Below are 21,891 nucleotides of genomic sequence, written 5' to 3'. Positions count from 1 at the left end.
ATTCTTAGGCGCTTTAAGTTCAGCTTGTATAGCCGACACTCTTTTAAAAAAACTGTCCATTTTACTCTTCCTTTCTTGCTGCCTCATTAAATGGACAAATACGTCCCGTAAACTTTTGAGGATATGGCGTTACCTCTTTTGTTATTAAACACAATCCACTGTTTCGATTGAAAAAATCGCATTGAAAACAGCTAATATCCTTATTACCTTTCCAGTCTACCGGAAAGAAATTTCTTATTTTTCCTTCTGCTTCAATGTATTCCTTTACGCCATCTGAAAAATCAGCCATACTATTTTTCCTCCCTTTCCAAATCTCTCATTAAATCAATATCTGGTTCTGGCTTGTCCGGATTTTTATAACAGGTTCTGCATGCCTCAATATCACACTCGCAAGGACTGTCATAATCGTAAATGCAGCTCATCTTATAACTCCTTTTCTCTTTAACACTTTATATGATTCGTTTGACAGATGTACTTTTATAATTTTTTCACCGATACCGTCATTTACAAACTGTTCCGCATCGTCCTCATTTTCGTAAAAAATTGAACTGTATATGACGTCATTAAAATATGCTATTCCATATACTGTATGGGTTTTCCCTCTGTACATTTTAATTACCTTTCCTCCTTGACATTTCCTCTATTTCATGCTATCATTTATGTGTTTAAATTTTTTCTTTTGCCTGTCCCTGTTGCCTCAGGGCAGGCTGTTTTTTATTTATATATGTAGTCATATCAAATCTTCCCTTAAAACATTCTGTTTCTTATTAATATATGTATAGTCTCTAATCATATTATCAATAATCGCACGGTCATTAATTGCCTTTAGTTCTCCCCATGGGTCGGGACTGTAATTTGTCTTGCATTGCCGTGTTTTTATGTTATATTCCGTCTGCTTCATTTCTTTCCTCCTTGATTTTGTAATTGAGAATTACTTTCTTGTGTACAATCTTCATCCGGCCATTTACCAATACAATCAACAACATTTTTATAATATTTTATTAGTCCCTGCTCCAATTGCTTATGCCGTATTTGCCTTTCGGAATCAGTAATATTTGCAAAATGAACCTCAACTATTGCATTTTCGCTTTCATATTTAATCATATTTATCACCTCTTTATATCCTACTCAGCACCACTTGTACTTGTTTCCTAATTAAGATAATTTACTTTTTTAGAAAAGTACCTAACTGGCTGCATCAAAAATCTTAGAAAATAATTCACCTATGTACATTTTTAATTTCTCCTATAACGACTAAGTTTCGTTTTATAGACATATTTCACCAATTGAATTATAATAAAAATAATATATAGAAAAGGGGGGAAATAATAATGGTTTACTTTATTACATATGACCTTAATAACCCTGGTCAAAACTATGATGATGTAATTGATGCTATCAAAGAAGCTTCGACGGCTTGGTGTTCCTATTGGAAATCGTCGTACTTGATAAAAAGCAACTATTCAAGTGCGGACGATATTCAAGCAAAAATCAAGCCTTATCTTGATTCAAACAATAGATTATTAGTCATAGAAGTTGTAAATAATAAACAAGGCTGGTTGAACAAAAAACAATGGGATTTTATTAATAATTCAATTTTTGGATAATGAATCTTCTTGGGATTGACTGTGTTCAAAAGGATAGCCACTACTATCACACGGAACGAATAAGGTCGGCTATTTCTTTAGGTTCTGTTTCAATGGTTATTTTCATATCTTTCACCTCCTTTACGCTGACTTGGTTTCGGTTGATTCTCTAAACTCCATTACTTCATATTGACATTTATTTTCTTAAAAAGAAGAATCAACTGTTGAAACTACTGCTGAAATAACAACCGAGGCTGTTACTAATGTTGAAATCTTTAAGAGCGAAAGTATCACCGCTCCGTTTACCGAACTTAATACAATTTTAAAAAATACGATTAAAAGTTATAATAATCCCAACTTAGCTTTTAATGTTGTTGAAGTAGGTACTGAAACACCTATCTACACAGTGAAAAATGGAGAAACTACGTATAGCATTTTCGACTAAAAATTACAATTACAAAAATCTATAGTAAAATACAATGATCCTCCCCGACTCGGTCGGGGGAATTTTTTATATTCTAAGTTGAAAAACAGGAGAATAATGATTGACATATTTTAATATATAATATATAATTATAGGTGAAAGGAGTTGTTTTATATGAGTACTAGAGAATATGTAAACCATATCCTTGATGGATTAAGTGAAGAACAGTTGCAAGGATTAGCAATGCTTCTAAACGGCTTTAGTAATTCTAGTGATATACCTAATAATGAAACTCTAACAGTTATGAACGATGTTAATAATAACAAAAATCTTAGCAGGGAATTCCATTCAGTTGCTGAACTAATGGAGGATTTAAATGCTGACGATTAGATACCATAATTCCTTTAAAAAAGATTATAAAAAAATATTAAAACGCCATTTAAATATTCACGATATGGAAACTGTAATCGATATGCTTGCAAATGAACAACCTCTTCCAGAAAAGTACAAAGACCATGCACTAACAGGTGATTGGAAAGGTTTTAGAGAATGTCACATTCAACCTGACTGGCTGTTGATTTACAAAATTCAAAATGATTCACTTATCCTGACATTGTCAAGAATCGGTTCACACAGTGATTTGTTTTAAGCCTCGTACTAATTGCATATGCTTAAGACCTCCCCTCTCACGAGGGGAATTTTTTATATTCTAAGTTGAAAAACAGAAGAATAATGATTGACATATTTTAATATATAATATATAATTATAAGTGAAAGGAGTTGTTTTATATGAGTATTAGAGAAATGGCATATAATGTAATTGATTCAATGACAGAAGAGCAGTTAAATGCATTTTTGATGTTATTTGGCAGATACAAAGAGCCAAATGAGGAAACGCTTAAGGCTCTTGCCGAAGTTGAGGACATGAAAAAAAATCCTGACAACTACAAATCATACGATAATGCCGATGATATGATGAGGGACTTACTGAAATGAAATATATCATAAAACCAACTTCTCAGTTTAAAAAAGATTTAAAGAAAATGGAAAAACAGCATAAAGATTTAAGTCTTCTTACAGAAATAATCAATAATATTGCAAATGCAGTTCCTCTCCCCGAAAAGAATAAAGACCATGAATTGTCAGGTAACTTTAAAGGTTGTCGGGAATGTCACATTCAACCTGACTGGCTTCTGATATACGAAATCAATAACAATGAACTTATTCTTTATCTTACAAGAACCGGTTCACACAGTGATTTGTTTTAAGCCTCGTACTAATTGCATATGCTTAAGACCTCCCCTCTCACGAGGGGAATTTTATTAATTAAAATGCAAATCATAGCAACACGGCCTTTCATCAAATTCGGTTAAAACGTGATGGTGGAAATTATGATATATATACCAATGGTGCAAAAAACGAACCAATCCCACGACACAGGGAAATCAATGAAAAACTTGCACAAGCAATCATTAAAAAACACGGACTGAAATAGTCCGTGTATTCCCACAAAAATATTATAAGGAGTTGTTTTTATGAAAGAAGTATATCCAGTTATTCTAACCCCTGATAATGAAATGTTTCTTGTCAATGTACCAGATTTTGATATAATGACACAGGGAACAGACCTTGCCAATGCACTGGAAATGGCGAGAGATGCCATTTGTATTACTGCTGTTGATATGCAAGACGAAAATAAAACACTTCCCATGCCTTCTGCTATTTCATCAATAAACGCTGAGGGAGATTCAATTGTAACGCTTGTCGATGTTGATTTAGATGCATATAGACGAATGCTAGACAACAGAACCGTCAAGAAAAATTGTACTATTCCAAGCTGGTTGAACATAAAAGCAGAGGAAGCCGGAATTAATTTTTCTGCTGTTCTTCGTGAAGCCCTTGAAAATCGTCTTAATATCAGGTGAAAATAAGATTCCTCGGTCAATACCGGGGAATTCTTATAAAAATAACGCCCTGCAAATATACAGAGCGTTATAAAAAACACAATCAATAATAAAATAAGGAGGAATTTATGCAAAAATATCTAATGTACCTAAGAAAATCAAGAGCCGACGGAGAACATGAAACCATTGAAGAAATATTGGCAAGGCACGAGAAAATCTTGCAGGAATACGCTGAAAAAAATATCGGAAAAGCTGTTCCAGAAGAAGATATATTTAGAGAAATTGTATCTGGTGAAACAATTAAAGACCGTCCCTTAATGAATAAACTACTTAAATGTATTCAAAACGAACAAATTACCGGTGTATTGGTTATAGAACCGCAAAGACTCAGCAGAGGAGACTTACACGACTGCGGTACTATAATAAGAGCTTTTCAATATACAAACACACTGGTTTATACACCTACTAAAACATATGACTTATCGGAAAAATATGACCGTAAGTTTTTTGAAATGGAATTAATGAGAGGTAATGACTATCTCGAATACGTCAAAGAAATTCTTATGAGAGGACGCCTTGCATCTGTCAGCGATGGAAATTATATAGGTTCTATTCCTCCTTTTGGGTACTCAAAAGAAAAAATTGATAAAAACTATGTTCTCGTTGAAAATGACGAATCAAACGTTGTAAGATTGATTTTCGATTTGTTTGTAAATCAAAATATGGGTACATCAAAAATAGCAAATCATTTAAATTCTATTGGCATTAAACCCAGAAAAAATAATTATTGGTCAGATTCCACTATTAGGGATATTTTAAGAAATCCCGTATATATCGGTAAAATACGCTGGAACTGGCGCAAAACAGTAAAAACATACAAAGATGGCGAAATAGTATGTTCCCGTCCAAAATCCACTCCAGATTCATGGATAATTATTGACGGAAAACACAACGGACTTATTTCAGAAGAAGTTTTTAATGCAGCTCAAAAGCGTTTCGGACAAAATCCAAGAGTAAAGAAAGAATATGAAATCGTTAACCCGTTTGCAGGACTTGTAAAATGTGAATGTGGTAAATCTATGGTTTATAAAAAATTTAATAAATCATCACCGAGAATTATATGTCCCAATCAGCCAAGATGTGAAAATAGATCGGTATTGTATAGCGAATTTGAAAGTGAAGTTATCATAGCACTGAAAAAATATATTAATGACTTTAAAATAAAAATTTCAAACGGCGATAATCAATCTGAATCAATACAAAACGGCATTCTCGAAAGTCTGATCAAAGAACTTAAAACTATAGAAAATCAGCAGGATAAATTATATGAATTGCTGGAACAAGGAATTTATACTAATGCCATTTTTATAAAGCGTAATACAGCATTAGCTGAAAAACGCAAAAAAATCACATCAGAAATTGAAAATCTAAAAACATCAATTCCTAATTCTATTAATTATGAAGAAAAAATAGTTCAATTGTCAAATGCCTTAAATACTCTCCAAAATCCAGATATACACCCAAAAATTAAAAATGAGTTTCTTAAAGTTATAATTAATAATATTTATTATACACGCAAAAATGATAACCGAACAAGAAATGATGATTCCCCTTTTACTATCAAAATCATTCTTAATCTTTAATTCCATCATCAATGTGCTAATTCTTCTGTACCCAGAGAAGCATCGGAAATGTTCCAAATCAAACCGAACTTTGCGGCGTTATAATTAGAGTTAAAACACTTTTAATAGCTGCTGCAATAGGAGCACATCAATCTTCTATTGCTTTTTCAATAACGGAAACCAATTCACTTACAGTACCGGCAGAATGAATAAGATTTAAATAATCATCTAGATTTATACCTAAATCTTCCTCTATACGCAAAGTTAATTTTAATAAATTTAGTGAATCTATACCTGAAGTTCTATCCAATTTGGTTTCATACGTAACAATAACAGATATGTTTTCTTCATCAAAAATTTGTTTTACATTTTTTGCAACTATATCATATATACTATTATTCATCTTTTTGCTCCTTTTTATAAGCATTTTTAATCTCATCAGGCCAATTATTTATATCTATACCAAATTGACTTATAAACGCTATTACCCATCTTTCTAATCCAAATCCAATACAACCTGTAACTGTATTATCTATATTTGCAATTTTGATATTAAAAGGTGACGTAAAAGCTGATCCATGTAAATTAAACGAAGCCACAGAGATTTCATGTTCATTAGAACAATTCAATCTAATTTCATACTTCAATTCTTCTGATTTCTGAATCTTTTTAAATTTTTGCATTTTAGGTATTATAAATGGATCAAATGCAACACAAACTTTCGCACACATTTTCCATTGTTTCAGTAAAATAATCACTGTATCTAAAATTCTTTTTCTTATATTCGAAACAAAATCAGCAGAACCAATCATAACAATTTCTCTTACATGATAACCCATTAATCTACCAATCTCTGAATAATTGAATCTTCCTTCATTTCGAAATACATTCTGATTAAAAGTAACTACTGAATTTGTATCTAAAGTCATATTTTCATATTCTAAATATGTATGAAAACAAGCTGACGGCGATAACGCATGTATAGGATCTTTCAACACTGATGACCAGTTATAAGCATCAATATTTTTATCCAAATTTTCAAGATTACTCATATCTTCAAACGTGCTGCAACAAAACATTGCATATTGCGGAGAATGCTTTAAATATCCCGTTTTCTTATATGCATCTACCGGAAGCAACGTTGGATATACCTTACAGTGTGCATTATGCTCCATTGCAATACGTTCAAATTTTTCGTCAAAAAATCTAAATAAAAATTCTGCTGCTCCACTTAATGCGATATTACCGCAACCAAAGTCATGAAAACACTGTTTGTATTTATTAAAAACATCATTATAATACCTGGTACTATCATTATAATGATAAATTATTTTATCTTTATCCGGCAATATAAACTTTTCTGCATATAATTTCAAATCATGCTCAACTTGGTTTTCATCTGCATTATCTGAAACTTTTACAATTAAAGTACTGTTCTTTACACTAAAATCTAATATTACCTCAGAAACAAAACCTATATTTTTAATAAACTCTTTTTTATCTATGTTTTTTGTCAATTCAATTTTAATAATTTTCAAGGACACTTCCCCTTCTCAATTGTTATCAAAAACTCCTTAGATTTCCAAACTCAAATATTTCACCAATGCTTCATGTAGTTCACCTTCAACGGCAATAACATTTTCAATAACCGGAATATATTTTTTCCCCATAATAACCGCACCTTGTAAGTAATCTTTATATAAAATCTTATATAGTAAATCCCAATGCTTTATTGATTCTTTTAATGATTTTATTAATTTTAACGCATTGTTATTATTATTTTGCTCCAAGTAATATCTTTGTAAATTTCTTCGACCTTTTATATTCCACAATTTCCAATTGAAATATGTAATCATATCTCTGTCTTCTGATGGAGCCAGGGCATCAAAGCGCAGATTTTCCGTTTCAAACAATTCAATCAATTTTATCAGAGCATTCCGTCCAAAATATTCAATAAAGTTACCATAATAAACTTCATTCTTAAAATAGTTATCTTTTGAATTAATCAGTGCTTCTTGTGGATGCTTAGTATAATAATCAATAACATTCTTATTAAACTTAAATGTAAGTACATCGCAATAATCTTTAGTTGCCTCATAAAAAAACTTCTTTGAAATAATTCCGATCCCTCTATTTTTTTCATAAGCAACATATTGCTTATATGATATTACACTAGGATTATCAACATAAAAGAAATTCTCCTCATCCTCACCAACGATAATAAAAACATGTCCTGTTCGTCTTATATTTAATTTATAATTAATATCATAAAAAGCAGAAAAAGGAAATCTCTCTATAATCGTTGCAATAGCCGGAATGTCCCCTGTTTTCAAAACACTCGACACCGTTTCTACTGTATTTTGATTCGTTTGCGAATTGCTATTAATAGAGAAAACTTCCCTATCAAACATGTTTTCAACTGTTTCAAAAGAAATCAAATCATTATTTGAATCAACAATCAATTTTACTGTAGTTTCGTTTAAAAATGCTTTATAATCATCCCGCCGCAAACCATATTTACTCTTTAAAACCAGATATGCAGCTTGCACTAAACAATCTCCAAGAGAATCTACAATATCATCCATCATATTATTTGAATTTAAATAATAGCGTTTAGTTAAAAAATTCTCCATAATACACCTACCTACTTAAGATTTCATTAATCGCATTCATTATTACTAAATCATTATATATACTATTCCAAAATTCAAAAACCATATCCTGAAACACAAGATACCTTACATAATTCGAACATAAATCTAGCTTTTTGGGGAATAATGCGTAGTTAATAATCAGCATTCTAAATATAACTCGTAAATAAAATCCCTAGAATATTCAGCAAATAAGCCGATTACCCTATTAGCTAAAAAATATTTATCATTTTTATAATCATAATCCTATAAATTATTTTTGTATTTTTATTATACAAAATAATTATATAAAAATCAATACTTTTACCCTGAATGCCAAAATAACGCCTTGAATGCCAAAAAAAGACAAAAACAAATAACCGCAAAAGTAATAATACTTTTGCGGGCTAATTCATATTAAAAACAAACTGTCAACATACCTTTTATGTTGACAGTTTTTATATTTGATATGTACCTCTTCAATTATTTGTCTGCACTGCCCTCACTGTCACTCGGCTTTGACCACTAAGAGTGCATGTAAATAATGTCAAGTCCCAATTATTCTCTGAACCAAGCTCCATTGCTTCAACGTCTCTGCCATCGACAGTTTCAGTCTGAACAGTTTCATACTCATATACAATTCCTTTACCATCTGTAAAAATAATAGTATCTCCACTTCCAAGCTCTTGTAGTCTGCCAAAATGGGAACGATAATTGTGCGCTGCAATTATAAGATTTCCTTTAAAAGCTGATCCTGAGTAGCGACATGGAGAAATATCCAAATTATCATAGCTCCATTCACTGAGTACAGGAAGCTCCAATTGAAGGGACGGAATATAAATTACTCCTGCATAGATCCTTCCATTTACCTCTATAAAGTTATCCTGATCAGGTTCATCATCTTCATACTCTTTGAATAAATCATTATTTGATAAGTTTCCGTCATCACTAGAAATTTGCGGCATTTCTAATTTTAATTCTGCAAGAAGCTCCTGAGATGCTTTTCCGCCTTGACTGTCTTTATTTAAATTGTACAAAACAAGGGACAACGCCGCTAAAAGCAACGCTGCCCCAATCATAATGCACAAGCGTCCATGCATTTTTTTCATTAGTTATCCCTCTTGTTTCCTGATTTTAAACGTGCTCCTACAGTTATGAATATCACTCCTCCACATGCCATAACAGGAACCGGCCACCAAAGCTGTCCGGTTTGCGGAAGCTTTGTATTAGTGTTACTTGTAACATTCGAATAACCGTTTGAAGGATTTGTAGTTATAACTGTCGGTCTTGTAGACCCACCAGAAGCTACTGTAGTTGAAACAGTAGTTTGATTAGGTGTTTTCTCACTGTAAGTATTCACAATCGCAAACTGTTTTTCATTTGAACTATAAACCACCGTATAATTTTCAGGAACTTTAACTTCCTTTACACGCCAATCAATGTCTGATTCTGCCATCCACAGATAAGTCCAATCATTAGACTCATCAAGAGTCACAGTTTCATATAACTTTTCATCACCATAAATTTCAACACTAATTGAAGCCGTCCTATTTTCAAGAGCGTTTTCATCATTTTCCCAAATCTTTTTTACAGCATATTTTGAATTTTCTCCTGAAGCGGTCTTTGTTGATAACTTTGGATAAGCGTCCAAATCAACATTTTTACCATCTTCAGATTTCATAATTTCAATCAAAATTGCTGACGGCATATAAATTGTATCCCCAACTTGAATATTTTTACCGCACACCATATACAATCCCGAATTCAGATTATCAAATCTTAATAAACCGTCTTTTCCGGTTTCACCCTGATCCAAAGCCGGTATTTTATCAAGGACTGCATAATTTTCCAAAGTTTTCGCCGCCTCAGTAACAGCTGACGAGGACATATCCTCTAATGAAACAGGATACTTAGCAAAATCCCCCTCAAGAACAAAATTGCCTCCCTTACGTGAACCGACTCGATATAAGTCCCAATGCATACCAGTGAGGGTTACCTTTTCAGTTTTACAAATAAGTGTCAAACTGTTAGCGGCTGAATCTGCTGAAACACTCAGCATTAATCCTGCCATCAACCATAATATTACCCCAACAAAACATAACGCAGCTCCAAAATTCCTGCAAATTTTCATATGCATATATTAATCACCCTCCTCCTTTTGACTTGGAAGCCTATATAATGTATTTCTATTTATAATAGATTTTTTCTTTTTTAATTTTCCGCCGAAAATCCAGAAAATCAATAAAATGATAATCAATGGTGCAGCAATAACCGGAACAACAAGCATAGGATCTACCTGAACTGCATCGGAAGTAAGTTTAAAATTCTGACCATAAACTGTATCTATTCTGTGGGAACGAAGCAGTAATCTGTGAGTATTAATACCATAGGGAGTACATGTCATAAGCGTTATATAATCTCCCCCTGGAATAATAGCAAGTTTTTCCATTTCATTTGGTTTAACAATAAAAATCTCTTCCACTTCATAAGTCAGAACTTCATCCAATACAGTAACAGTAAATGTATCTCCAACCACCATTTTGTCCAGATCACTGAAAAGCTTAGCAGAAGGCAGTCCTCTATGTGCCGAAATAACAGCATGAGTATCACTTCCTCCTACCGGAAATGAAGAACCCTGTAAATGTCCGGCAGCGATGTTAAGAACCTCTTCATCTGTACCATGATATATCGGGAACTCTGCCTTAATAGCCGGAATTGAAATATACCCCATAATTCCGGAATCCGAAATATCAAGAATATTTTCATAACCGGAAATTTTATTGTACTGTGAAAATGGAGCTTGTAACTGTGCCAGTTGGTTATTATAATCACGTGCCTCGGCAATTATACGTTCGGTTTCATTGTCATCCAATTCAGCAACGACTCGATTATAATTTGCGATTGCACGAGTCTGAACCTTGGAATTCCACCAATTACTGATTATCGGATAAAGCATTACGGAGAGCCCCACCAGTAAGATTATTATTAATACAATTGTAGAAATCACATTTGCCTTTTTTCTTCTCATGGAACCCTCCCTAATGCCTGCCGGCAAAAAACTTCACCGGCAGGAATTTAAGGCTATAACAAAATTTTACTTCTTAAAATTAATCTTCACGATTGTTCATACGCTTCTTTGTAATGAGAGCTACACCTGCAAGAGCAACTACGCATCCACCGCCTACATAGAAGAGAGTTGTACCAATACCGCCAGTTGATGGTAACGTTGTTCCCTTGTTATTTTCGATGGTTCCTGCTACTATACCATCATCTGCATTTGCGCCAGTATCGTCCTTACCATTAACGCTACCTGTTAATTCTATTAAAGCAGCCGAAGCATTAGCATAATCATCCTGTGTAAACAATGTATTAGCATCAATCACTGCATTAAATGCAGTATCAGGAATATTATATTCTTCTGACCAATTAAGCTCCTTTAATTTGTAGTTGCCGTCATCAAGACCGATAACCTTAAAAATACCATTAGCATCAGACTTCAGTACAGTTGCACTATCTTCGTCATCAACCCAGCCTGTAAAGTAACCGGCTTCATTAACTGTTGCCCATTGATTTTTATCATTACCAAGTTTAAATTGTGCATTTTCAATTGTTGCTTTTGTAGCTCCATCAATCTTAGTAATATCAAGTTCGTAAGTAAAAACAATTACCTTATCTTCAGGAGTTTCACCTGTATCTTCAGGTTTAGATGAACCGTTACCTGTTTTGTTAGGATTGTTTGAATATTCAAGCTTTACCTTATTTTCCTGACCGTTACGACCTATTATTGCTAAGTTATCTCCACTAACATTTAACTTAGCTGTATATGTAACAGTTACAGTTGTTTTATCATCAACTGTGAGACCATCAACACCCTTGAGATCCATGATAACAATATTCATATCGTTACCATTAGCTGTAATTGTGTAATCAGTGTCTTTAACTAAAGTTTTAGTACCGGCAGTAACTACGATATTCTCAGGATTTCCAAATGTATCATCCAGCGTATCTGTAAAGTTCATGTAATAGTGATCATACTCATCAATATTTGAAGGCATTGTAGCAATGATTTTAAATGGAACATCTGTATTAGCGTTCCAGTCAGCTACGTCATTGAAGCCTGCACCATAACCGCCATCATCTGTTTTATCATCTTCCTGAACTTTCTTTACAACAGTAGGATAATCAATTTTAGTAGTTACTTCTACATTCTCTCCGCCAACTACCTGTAAAAGACCAAGAGTAAAAGCAGAGCCTGTTGGATCTGTAGCAGTAGCTGCTGACTCGTCAGCCATTACATAGTAACCGTCAGCAATGCCGCTGATTACACCTTCACTATATGTACCGGACTTTGTTGCAGCGTTTGCAACTGCCAATTTAGCAAATGCTTTTGCTTCATCTGAATTGTCAGTCCATTTGCCAACAATGTCAGCTACTGCCTGTGCACCTGCTGCATCATTTGTTATCTCACCAGCAAATGAACTTCCGATTGTTGCATCAGCTTTAATAGCTGTAATGAAAGCAGTTACATTGATGCCGTCACCCCAACCGGTAATAGTCAAGTTTGAGTCTGCATCGTTATATGTACCTGCAAATACCTGATATGCTGCTACATCACTATGTGTCATCTTGTCATTACCGGCCTTAACTGTGATTGAATTATCACCAGCAGCTGCTGATACAGAAAGTGAAGAAGCCATTGGAACAGAAAGAGCGGCTGCCATTAAAGTTGCTGTGATAACAGCATTGAGTTTCTTGAATTTTTTCATAATAAATCTCCGATCATATAATTTTATTTTTTTGTGGTACTGCGGTGAGCACGATATGTACTCATGCCGCAGATCCCACTAGCGTTTGTTTATTTTTCGGCAAATTTCCATCGCCGTTTGATAAGATAGTAAGCAGCGGACGAACTCAGCAAAATTACTGTGCCCGTGATATAATACCATGATGTTCCTTTTCCGCCGGTAGAAGGCATGGTAACAGAAGTATTAACAACTTTGTTTCTGATTGTTGCAGTTGGATTATCTCCCGGATTTATTGCGTTGATGCAGAAATCTGTATCATTATCGCCGTCATCATATTTATAGGAGACTTCAAAGCCAGCCGCACTCTTTTCATCTTCCTCTACCCAATAGTAGTAAGGATTTCCATCTTCATCATAGGCAGGGAGGTTTGTAATAAGTTTTTCCCAATTATCAGTGAATTTCAGCGTAATTGAGGTTGTATTTCCAGTCCATTCAGCTTCGCCGACTAAAGCGTCATTTGCTCTGCCGCTATAGAAAGAAGCAGATCTGCGAAGTGAATATGTGTTAGAAGAAGCGTAAGTAATTGTATAACTATCAATATATATTGTTCCGTTATTCTTATGAAGTGTTATCTTATTATTTTTATTGCTATCCCAACCGCAATTAGCATTTACACCATCCTCAAACTCAACCACAACTACATTTCCGTCTATAGTTACATTTTTGATTTTATTTGGAGACGACGATGTAAACTTACCATCTCGGAAAATAATATCTATCTGGGCATTCCATCCGCCCAAATACATATGAAGCTGTGAATCATTTGGCATTTCAGAAGTATCAAAATCAAGCGTTATGCTGCTTATGTTTTTATTGTCTACGTCTATAGTTACATCTTGTTGACTATCATCAACAGTAATAGAACTGCCTGTAACTACATCTCCTCCACCGCCGTTAGTTGTTGTGGTAGTAATAGTAGTTGTAATTACAGAAGTCGTAGTTGACATTGACGTAGATGTTGTTGTTGATGGTACTGTTTTAACAGTAGTTGTCGTAGTTGTATTTTTAGTAGTGCTGGTAGTTTGAGTATCAGCAGAAATGGTAGTCACTATTGGCGCATCACTCGGATTCGTTGACCGATGAATATTAACCGTAACTGAATCTACTTCGTGATTTTGACCGTCTGCCCATTCCTTTTTGATTTTCATACTAAGAGTAATGGTATTAGTTAATTCAACGGTCTTATCCTCACTGTCAATAGAAATTCCGTCATTATTAACTTCAGAAGTCAGAACATATCCATCAGGAACGACTTCCACAACTCTGTAATAATATTTTTCTCCGGAATCATTTTCAGAAGGTAAATCAACGTAAGAATATGTCCACTCAGGATTAGGAGACGGAGTTGGATAATCATAATTGTTCCAATCACCATTCTCACCAAGCTTTTGCTGTAGCTGCAATGTCAAACTATCCGGTCGACCATTACCGTTTCCATCATTCCATTTTTTCTTAACCGTAATGTCTAAGGACTCTGTAACCTTTGTATTGATCAAGGTAATCGGTGACATATCCTCATCACTGATTATCTGACCATTCGCCTTATAGCTTGTATCCCATCCGTTGACAGGCTTTTCCTTAATGTAGTAAACGTAATCATTTTTTCCGTCTGATTTTTCCAGATCGCCGATAGTCAGAGACCAATTACCATTTTCATCAGGAGTAATTGTATATTCTCCAACCTTTTCTGATTCTGTCAAATCAGTCGGACAATCGTCGATGTTTACAGGAGCATTGGTTGACGTTGTAGAACTTGTAACACCATAATAAACATTTATTGCATCATAAAAAGCGTTTGCTATCTCAACATAACCATTAGAATCCGGATGTACTCCATCATATAATAACTCATTATCCTTAATTTTTTTAGCATAAGCATCAACAAATTTTATTGTTTTTGTAGCTTCGTCTTGTTGCAGTTCACTTACGACTTCTTTCAGCATGTCATTATAAGAATCAATCATTTTGTTGATTCCATTTTCAAATTCCTGTGCTTTTTCTGCACCCATAGAAGCATCTACCCAACTAACGCCAACTGATTTAGCCAATGCAGTATGAGCACTGCAATAGTTGATATTTATTTCTACCGAACCGTCAGAATTAACAAAATCTTCATATGGAACACAACCTAAGAGTACAACAAAATCAGATGTATTAGCGTTTTGATAAGCAGTCTGAATCATTTGCTTTACAGCCGCTTTCATTTTTGCTTTTCTTTCTGTATTATCTTCTCCATAAAGTTCCCAGTTGCCTTTATTTATATCGTTAGTACCTGCAATTATACACATTACATTGGTATCAATATAGTCAACGCCTTGGCTCCATTTACCTGAGCCTTGTTTGCTTATACGAGATGAAATCTCCGAAACAACCTGACCGCTAATACCGTAATTACCTACCTCTTGAATTACACCATCATTCTTCAATAAGCTTTCTAATCTATGAGGATAGTCATCTGACGATGTCCAAAATCCATCGGTAATTGAATCGCCTACTGATATGACTTTCAAACTTGATGGTAAATTCTTTGAAGATGTATCGTCACCACCGGAACTTGCACTGCCTTGCAGACGTTTATATAACTCTACAACGATTTCTTCAGGCAGTCCATTGGTAATTTCTTCACCTTTGTCATTGACCCAACTCTTATTTACAGTAAGACCGCCGGGAACCGTATTACGGATTTTAACACTCTGCGTTGCAGCTTTATCAGCCCTAGCATATGACGGTGTATATTGTTTTGAAGTATCCGAAACCGTCATATCAATTTCAACAGGATAGTAAAAATACCTGCTGACATTTTCATCTTTGTAAGCTAAATCGCTCCATGTATGTTTCCACTGATTTCCTGCATACAGTGTCACTTCGCCATTTTCCACAGCAGAAACTGTATTATCAGATGGCAATGTACCTTTCGATAACGCTTCAATTTCCTTATCAGACAAACTTCTGGACGATTTATAAAGCTTTATCTTAATACTATCCAATTGATGCAGTTCGTTTCCGTCTCCCCATTCCTTTTCAACATTAACTTCAATTTCTGAAGGCGTATTGTTTTTATTGGTAATGGTAAACTCACCAGTGTTTCCGTTTGATACACCCGTACAACTGATTTTATATCCATACAGTTGTAATTTTTCTTCAGCTGTCAGATCTTCAAGATATTCCTCCACTCTATATGAAACATACTCATCCTTGAGATATTCAGATGGAACAACCTCTTTCCAATTTCCATCAGATGTCAAAGTACCGGTGTATAACTCAACTTGCTGTGAATTTTGGGTTATTCCATAAAGCTTATAAGTTATCTTGTCTAAAGGAATACTTTCCGCTTCCATTGGAGTACCGTTTGAATAAACCCATAGTTTCTTAACAGTCAGACCTTCTGTATTGTTAATAGAAACTGTTCCGGTAGAGTCATCACTGTCTTTATCGCCCTTATTCAAAGCATTTCCGATGTAGATCGGTTTATATGATCCGATCTCTCCGGATTCATTCTTATAAGTACCGTCTGACTGAAGATTATACCAACCTGCATTTCCTGTAGTATAATCAAGCGTATAACCGGTTTCCTTCACATAGTAGTAAATTGGTCTGCCGTTTATACCACTGGGCAAATCCTCCCATATAGCGGATTCATTGGATAATATTTCTTTTTCATAGCTAAAGCTGCTGTCAAGAAGTCCCAATGATTCAGCATTTGCTTGCTTTGCATCAATCGGTATGCCCGTAGGAGATTTTGTGTAAGACCATAAAAGTTCTACTTTTACCTTAGACCTATAGTGATCTTCTCTATCCCACGTTTTCTCGGATTTAACATTAATTAATTGATTATCGTAAATATTAACAGAACCACCCGTACTTACTTTAATCAGATTTCCCGATGTAACACCATCCGGATATTGTGAAAGTTTTTTCGTTCCATATTCAATATAGTGAGTGGAAACGAAGTTCTTTAAGAAATTATAATAATCACTGTCCTTAAAACTGTCCGGATTTTTGGCATACGCGATCAATAATGATTTCAAATCAGGATATTCATCAGTAAAAGTAAGATTAGAACCCTCATATCCATCAGGCGGAACTATTTCTATAATCTTATAAAAATCACCGTCATTTAAATCCACCTTATAAGGTTCTCCCTTAATGTTGATTGTTACAGCTCCATCAGGAACTTGGTTTCCTTCAGCCAATGCATCAAATGTAAGAGAATGCCTGATATTATCAGTGGATTGTGCATCCTTTTCGTCAATATCGCTCCATTCTCCACTGTCATATTTCTGCCATTGATCTTTAACAGCATAATTCCAATTATTATCTCCTTCATATTTTGCAATCAAGAAGCCGGCATTCAACTGTAAACTATAATCATTTACATCATATTTAACAATCTGCGGTAAATTACCTGTTGTAACTGTTGCAGCAGTACTGTTTACAATAAATGACTGATCATCAGTCGAATCAGTTGCCTGAGCATTACCAGTATTCAATGAAATTGAATTTGAAGCAGTAAATACATCGTTTCCGCCCCATGCAACACCATTAATTCTGGTGCCAAGGTCTATACCATCTTTTGAAAGCTTATATGAATAAGTAATTTTAAGAGCCGTTTCATCAGGAACAGTAAGATTAATTTGTGCAGCAGAGAAACTTGTCATCTTCTCATAACTTGCGCTCTGAAGTGCAGCATCCTGGAAAGTTTTAACATCCTCCCACACCAAGTCAACCCACTCGCCGGACTCGTTTATTTTCTGTTCTTTTATTGAAAGTTGTTTAGCATAGTTTGATTCCAACTTTCCTTTCCAAACATATGTTGCATGACCGTTTGAATCAAAATCAAGGGTTACTTTATTTCCATCAATCAAATAGTATCCCGTTTTATTTGCTGTACCACTGATTAATAGTTCTATAGAGACTTCTTCATTAATAGTCTGCTGTTTATTATTAGCATCCCAAATATACATAGTGTTATCATAACGATTACTGGTAAGGTTTAAAGGAATTGACTCTGTTGATGCATTATTATAATCTACTGTATATCTGTATTCACCATTGTTAAGAGGACGTATGACAGTTGCGCCTGTTACATTTCCATTCTCATCCCAATCGGCATTTACTTCTTCTACAGTAATATTATCAAGTCTTGCGGAGAGTTTTTCCATGATCTCCTCTGCCGAAAGACCGGCATAACTATCAAACATAAATGAGTCTGTCAAATCGTATTCATCAGTATTTGAAAGTTTTTTGCCCTCCGGATTTACATAGACAACATATTTTACTACACCGCCGTTTACGTATATGTTGTTATCTTTATTAGTGCCGGCTTCGTCATTTACAGACTTACCTAAAAGACCTGCATCAGAAATATCCGGACCACCAATTGTTTTTTCAACAACATTAACACTAACTGTCTGGCTGTCGCCGTCATAGATAACGGTATTATCAACACGATAACTCTTAGACTCATTATATGAATTATCAAACGTACTTACCGGAATACCGGTATAGTAAACAAGTTTAGTTTGATTATTATACACTTTGAATTCAATAGTATTGCCCGAGTATGTATAATTATTATTTTCTAAAGTCCAAGAGGAACCGTAGTCAGTATATATACATGGGTATTTTAATGAGTCTCCCCAAGTAGTGGTTTCACCTAAATCATATCCCTCCAACAAAACAGAATCTTCAGAAATAGTATCCGTTATTGTGGCATCTCGCTTCGGCAAATTAATCTGCCAACCAAATACATAGTATTCTGTACCGTTGTATGTAGTTTTTTGCAGATCCTTATATAATAACTCATTGGATTGCAACGGATTTCCATTTTTATCTAAAGCAATTTTTTCAATGGAGGCTTTCTTAGTATTCGTAATTGTAAACTCACCGGAATTGATACCATTCTCATTAGAATATGATACATTATATCCATCGGGAACATCAACTTCTACAGCACGATAATAGTAAAGATCATTATGCTCTGCCGTTTCCTTAGGTAAATCATTCCATGTATAAGCATTATGCCAATTTCCGTAACCATCATGAGTTAACGTCTGAATATAAGAGCTTTCATCAACAGAATCATCAATGACTACCCACTTACCGTCAGAATTCTTATAAATAGTTTCCCATTCTCCGTTCGTTCCAAGCTTACGCTGAAGCATATATTTTATACTTTGAGGTCTTTCGGAATCGTTATTGTCATTAACCCAGTTCTTTTTAACTGAAATGCTTACATTTTCGACCATGCTGTCATCACGAAGTTCGAATGTATAATTAGTATCTCCAGATGAACTGTTACCAAAGCTTGCATTGTTAGAGAATTTGCTTTCAGTGGACTCACCCTCGGCAGGCTTATTTACTCCGGAAACATCAGCAGTAGTTTCATATTCAACACGCATGTACTTATAGCCTTCGTCATCTATATTGCTGTTGAATTCAATTCTAAACTGCTTTGCATGACCTTCAGTGATCGCATCGGCATTTTGTCCGGAGGAATCATAAAACTCAATAGTATAATCAGAACCTTCTGTAAGTAGTTTTTCTTCACCTGACTCACTTTTTTTAACGTAAAGTTTAATATTGTTTTTCTGCGTTTCAATATTAAGGTAATGATCACCGCCGTTTGTAGCGTTCATTACATCTACCAGAACTTTATCGTTATCAATGGAAGAAAAGCCCGTATCCTGAATGAGATTCAATTCCCATTTCAAAATTTTTGCTTCATTCTCGGTCATGTCACTGACGTATTCCATATCATTGGCATTGCTTTTAAGTGTTTTTACAAGCTGTTCTCTGGTTGATATAGTTACTTCTCCGTTTTCATTGTTGTCATGATTATCACTGACACTGTTTTTAATAACTTTTTCACCGCTGCCATTAGTTGATACTACAGTACCGTCATCACCGGCATTTTTTACCTCAGTAGTATAAGTAAATGTAATATCATGTATTCCGAGTACTTTACTTTCATCTTGAACTTCCGAGAAAGGAGCAGCTTCAGTAATTGTAAGAGTACTGCCATTCTTAGTTATTTCAGCATGTTTAATATCATTTTTATTAGTATCACGGTTATAACCGTATAAAATGATTTTATCATTTTGAGCGTCATACTCAGCCGTCATACCGGAATATCCAAAGTTTGCTGAAGAAATACTAATTTGACTTAAATCAATATTCTCTAAAGACGGGTCTGTCAGTTCATAACCGTTCAAAGTAATTTTTTTATTATTTCTGTCATTAAGCGTTGCGTTTACAGTCCAAGTAATTAAACCTGTATCATAACTGTGACTACCGTTTTTATTAAGTTTATAAGGATTAGTAGAATTGTAATTCACACTTGTAGAACCCTTATTAGCTTCATTTCCGTTAGGATAAAGAAGCGTTGCGGCATTCTCAACATTTGTATAATTATTGCCGCCGCTGATAATATCCGAAATGTCCTGTTCATATGTAATAACGACCGAGCTAGGAGCCGCATCTCCGAACACAATTGTGTTTCCTTGTAATTCAAAGGCTACATCTTTTCCGCCGGAGGTCACTTTTAAATTATGAGCATCGATAAACTTATCATCAACAACCTGATAATCCTTAAGCGAAGTTCCGTACGGACTCGATACATCTATATTCCAATAAACTGTCTTATCATGTGCTCCGGTAACATCATAGTCCGGTTTACCACTTTTATATATATTCGGTTTTAAAAGAGTAACCGACTTTTTATCCTTAGCCACTTCCGTGCTGGAATCGGGACTCAGAAGTTTAGCTTCATTTTCTTTTGTCAGATTACCGCTTTGATAATCTTTATTTATATCATCAATGTATTCTTTATAAGTAAATGTTACGGTTGCGTCTCCGTTTTCGTCACGAGGCGGATCAGCATCAAATACAAAGTTTCCGTTTTCATCAAAGTTGCCCAGCCCTGAAGGGTTAATTGTAATATTAGCGCTATCCTTAAATTTTTCATCAACAAGTTTATAACCGTTCAATGATTGGTTATAATAACTAGAGAGAGAAACTGTCCATTCAATATACGGTTTTCCCGTTTCATCAACAGACTTAACAGAACCGGACTTTATAATAGAATAGTTCTTGTCCGGAAACTGAACATCAAGTGTAAGATCACCTATTGTTATAACACGGTCACCGTCCGCATCGTTATCTCTAGATACTGTACCATTAAAAGTTATTGTACCGGTGAAGTTTGGACTGTGAGCAATTTTATCATCAATATAAGAATCCAAAAACTGAATAACTATCAATCCTTGTTCATTGATAGAAAAATAACCGGCTGTAACTCCATCATCAATAACAATCTTATCATTTCCATAATATTCACTAGGAACCGTAACGCCGTCCGGCAGCTGATAGTAGATACAAGGGCGTTCTTTTGTAACGGTATTTACACCGTTTTCCGTACTTGAAATCGTATACTGCAACTCAAATCTCAAGTTTACGCTCGTATAATCTGATCCCTCAGGTACCTTTATAGTTGCCGAATTACCCGATTGCTCAATTTGATATTTATCTTTATCAGCATCTACCACCCAAACTGATGTTGATGTAATATTATTTGTAAAATCCTTTGACGGATTACCATCCGCATCCGCACCAGGAATCTCATTTGCCACACCAGTGAAATAAGGATTATCAATATTTGGTCTCGCCGGACCATGCGGATGCTGACGAGTAGTATGACTTTCTTTTCCGCTGGCAGAATACATCGTAGGCATGTCATCTGCATACTGAGCATCTTCCGCCGTCATACTGATCGCCGGCATTATTAAGCTGAACGGTACTGCAAAAGACACCATAATTGAAAGAGCCATAAGAAAAGCTAGATATTTCTTATGTCTTTCATGATTCTTCACAAACTTAAGAATTATCGACTGAAATTCCTTCACGAATTACTCCCCCCTTA

At 34.7% G+C, this 21,891-nt stretch carries 20 protein-coding genes; 7 read left to right on the top strand and 13 right to left on the bottom strand.

What is annotated here, in order from left to right; translation table 11 throughout:
- Nucleotides 1-61 precede the first annotated feature (61 nt).
- From OCV67_RS08725 to OCV67_RS08705, 5 genes are all read right to left on the bottom strand, one after another.
- Nucleotides 62-289: a hypothetical protein gene (locus OCV67_RS08725; RefSeq protein ID WP_147643595.1), complete on the bottom strand. Its 228-nt coding sequence runs from the start codon at nucleotides 287-289 to the stop codon at nucleotides 62-64.
- A gap of 1 nt (nucleotide 290) precedes the next feature.
- A complete protein-coding gene (locus OCV67_RS08720) occupies nucleotides 291-422 on the bottom strand; it encodes a hypothetical protein (RefSeq protein WP_262644454.1) in 132 nt (43 codons plus the stop codon).
- Nucleotides 419-610, bottom strand: a complete 192-nt coding sequence (locus OCV67_RS08715; protein WP_147643594.1) for an RNA-binding protein — start codon at nucleotides 608-610, stop codon at nucleotides 419-421. Before OCV67_RS08715 ends, OCV67_RS08720 begins: the two co-directional genes overlap by 4 nt.
- Before the next feature lie 120 nt (nucleotides 611-730).
- Nucleotides 731-901: a hypothetical protein gene (locus OCV67_RS08710; RefSeq protein ID WP_178085064.1), complete on the bottom strand. Its 171-nt coding sequence runs from the start codon at nucleotides 899-901 to the stop codon at nucleotides 731-733.
- Nucleotides 898-1,104 (bottom strand): hypothetical protein, encoded by a 207-nt coding sequence (locus tag OCV67_RS08705; protein WP_147643593.1) that lies wholly within the window; start codon nucleotides 1,102-1,104, stop codon nucleotides 898-900. Before OCV67_RS08705 ends, OCV67_RS08710 begins: the two co-directional genes overlap by 4 nt.
- 227 nt (nucleotides 1,105-1,331) lie before the next feature.
- Here OCV67_RS08705 and OCV67_RS08700 point away from each other — a divergent pair, with 227 nt between their 5' ends.
- The 7 genes from OCV67_RS08700 (at nucleotide 1,332) to OCV67_RS08665 (ending at nucleotide 5,557) form a co-directional block, all read left to right on the top strand.
- Complete coding sequence (locus OCV67_RS08700; protein ID WP_262644452.1) at nucleotides 1,332-1,607, top strand: hypothetical protein; 276 nt, start codon at nucleotides 1,332-1,334, stop codon at nucleotides 1,605-1,607.
- 577 nt (nucleotides 1,608-2,184) lie between these two features.
- Nucleotides 2,185-2,400, top strand: coding sequence for a hypothetical protein (locus OCV67_RS08695; RefSeq protein ID WP_147643591.1), 216 nt, complete (start codon nucleotides 2,185-2,187; stop codon nucleotides 2,398-2,400).
- A complete protein-coding gene (locus OCV67_RS08690; RefSeq protein ID WP_147643590.1) occupies nucleotides 2,387-2,659 on the top strand; it encodes a type II toxin-antitoxin system YafQ family toxin in 273 nt (90 codons plus the stop codon). Before OCV67_RS08695 ends, OCV67_RS08690 begins: the two co-directional genes overlap by 14 nt.
- 140 nt (nucleotides 2,660-2,799) lie before the next feature.
- Nucleotides 2,800-3,006, top strand: coding sequence for a hypothetical protein (locus tag OCV67_RS08685; RefSeq protein WP_147643589.1), 207 nt, complete (start codon nucleotides 2,800-2,802; stop codon nucleotides 3,004-3,006).
- Nucleotides 3,003-3,278, top strand: coding sequence for a type II toxin-antitoxin system YafQ family toxin (locus tag OCV67_RS08680; RefSeq protein WP_147643588.1), 276 nt, complete (start codon nucleotides 3,003-3,005; stop codon nucleotides 3,276-3,278). The genes OCV67_RS08685 and OCV67_RS08680 overlap by 4 nt, the downstream gene beginning before the upstream one ends.
- Before the next feature lie 267 nt (nucleotides 3,279-3,545).
- A complete protein-coding gene (locus tag OCV67_RS08670) occupies nucleotides 3,546-3,935 on the top strand; it encodes a type II toxin-antitoxin system HicB family antitoxin (protein ID WP_147643587.1) in 390 nt (129 codons plus the stop codon).
- 107 nt (nucleotides 3,936-4,042) lie between these two features.
- Nucleotides 4,043-5,557, top strand: coding sequence for a recombinase family protein (locus OCV67_RS08665; RefSeq protein WP_147643586.1), 1,515 nt, complete (start codon nucleotides 4,043-4,045; stop codon nucleotides 5,555-5,557).
- Between the two features lie 127 nt (nucleotides 5,558-5,684).
- Here OCV67_RS08665 and OCV67_RS08660 read toward each other — a convergent pair whose 3' ends face one another.
- The 8 genes from OCV67_RS08660 to OCV67_RS08625 all read right to left on the bottom strand — a co-directional run bounded on the left by OCV67_RS08660 (nucleotide 5,685) and on the right by OCV67_RS08625 (nucleotide 21,874).
- Entirely contained in the window at nucleotides 5,685-5,939 is a 255-nt protein-coding gene (locus OCV67_RS08660) for a phosphopantetheine-binding protein (protein WP_178085063.1), read from the bottom strand.
- On the bottom strand, nucleotides 5,932-7,074 hold the full coding sequence (locus OCV67_RS08655) for a hypothetical protein (RefSeq protein ID WP_147643584.1): 1,143 nt from the start codon (nucleotides 7,072-7,074) through the stop codon (nucleotides 5,932-5,934). Before OCV67_RS08655 ends, OCV67_RS08660 begins: the two co-directional genes overlap by 8 nt.
- Nucleotides 7,075-7,110: 36 nt before the next feature.
- Nucleotides 7,111-8,169, bottom strand: coding sequence for a hypothetical protein (locus OCV67_RS08650; protein ID WP_147643583.1), 1,059 nt, complete (start codon nucleotides 8,167-8,169; stop codon nucleotides 7,111-7,113).
- A 476-nt stretch (nucleotides 8,170-8,645) separates the two neighbouring features.
- Complete coding sequence (locus OCV67_RS08645; RefSeq protein WP_147643582.1) at nucleotides 8,646-9,275, bottom strand: sortase; 630 nt, start codon at nucleotides 9,273-9,275, stop codon at nucleotides 8,646-8,648.
- On the bottom strand, nucleotides 9,275-10,303 hold the full coding sequence (locus OCV67_RS08640; RefSeq protein ID WP_147643581.1) for a Cna B-type domain-containing protein: 1,029 nt from the start codon (nucleotides 10,301-10,303) through the stop codon (nucleotides 9,275-9,277). The genes OCV67_RS08645 and OCV67_RS08640 overlap by 1 nt, the downstream gene beginning before the upstream one ends.
- A gap of 3 nt (nucleotides 10,304-10,306) precedes the next feature.
- On the bottom strand, nucleotides 10,307-11,194 hold the full coding sequence (locus OCV67_RS08635) for a class C sortase (protein WP_147643580.1): 888 nt from the start codon (nucleotides 11,192-11,194) through the stop codon (nucleotides 10,307-10,309).
- 79 nt (nucleotides 11,195-11,273) lie between these two features.
- Nucleotides 11,274-12,932 carry an isopeptide-forming domain-containing fimbrial protein gene (locus tag OCV67_RS08630; RefSeq protein ID WP_147643579.1) on the bottom strand — a complete coding sequence of 553 codons (1,659 nt, stop codon included), beginning with the start codon at nucleotides 12,930-12,932 and terminating at the stop codon, nucleotides 11,274-11,276.
- Between the two features lie 89 nt (nucleotides 12,933-13,021).
- Nucleotides 13,022-21,874 carry a Cna B-type domain-containing protein gene (locus tag OCV67_RS08625; protein WP_147643578.1) on the bottom strand — a complete coding sequence of 2,951 codons (8,853 nt, stop codon included), beginning with the start codon at nucleotides 21,872-21,874 and terminating at the stop codon, nucleotides 13,022-13,024.
- Nucleotides 21,875-21,891 lie beyond the last annotated feature (17 nt).

Origin of the sequence: Porcipelethomonas ammoniilytica, assembly GCF_025567485.1 — a bacterium.
GTDB lineage: Bacteria > Bacillota > Clostridia > Oscillospirales > Ruminococcaceae > Porcipelethomonas > Porcipelethomonas ammoniilytica.
This window is presented reverse-complemented; position numbering and strand designations above follow the sequence as displayed.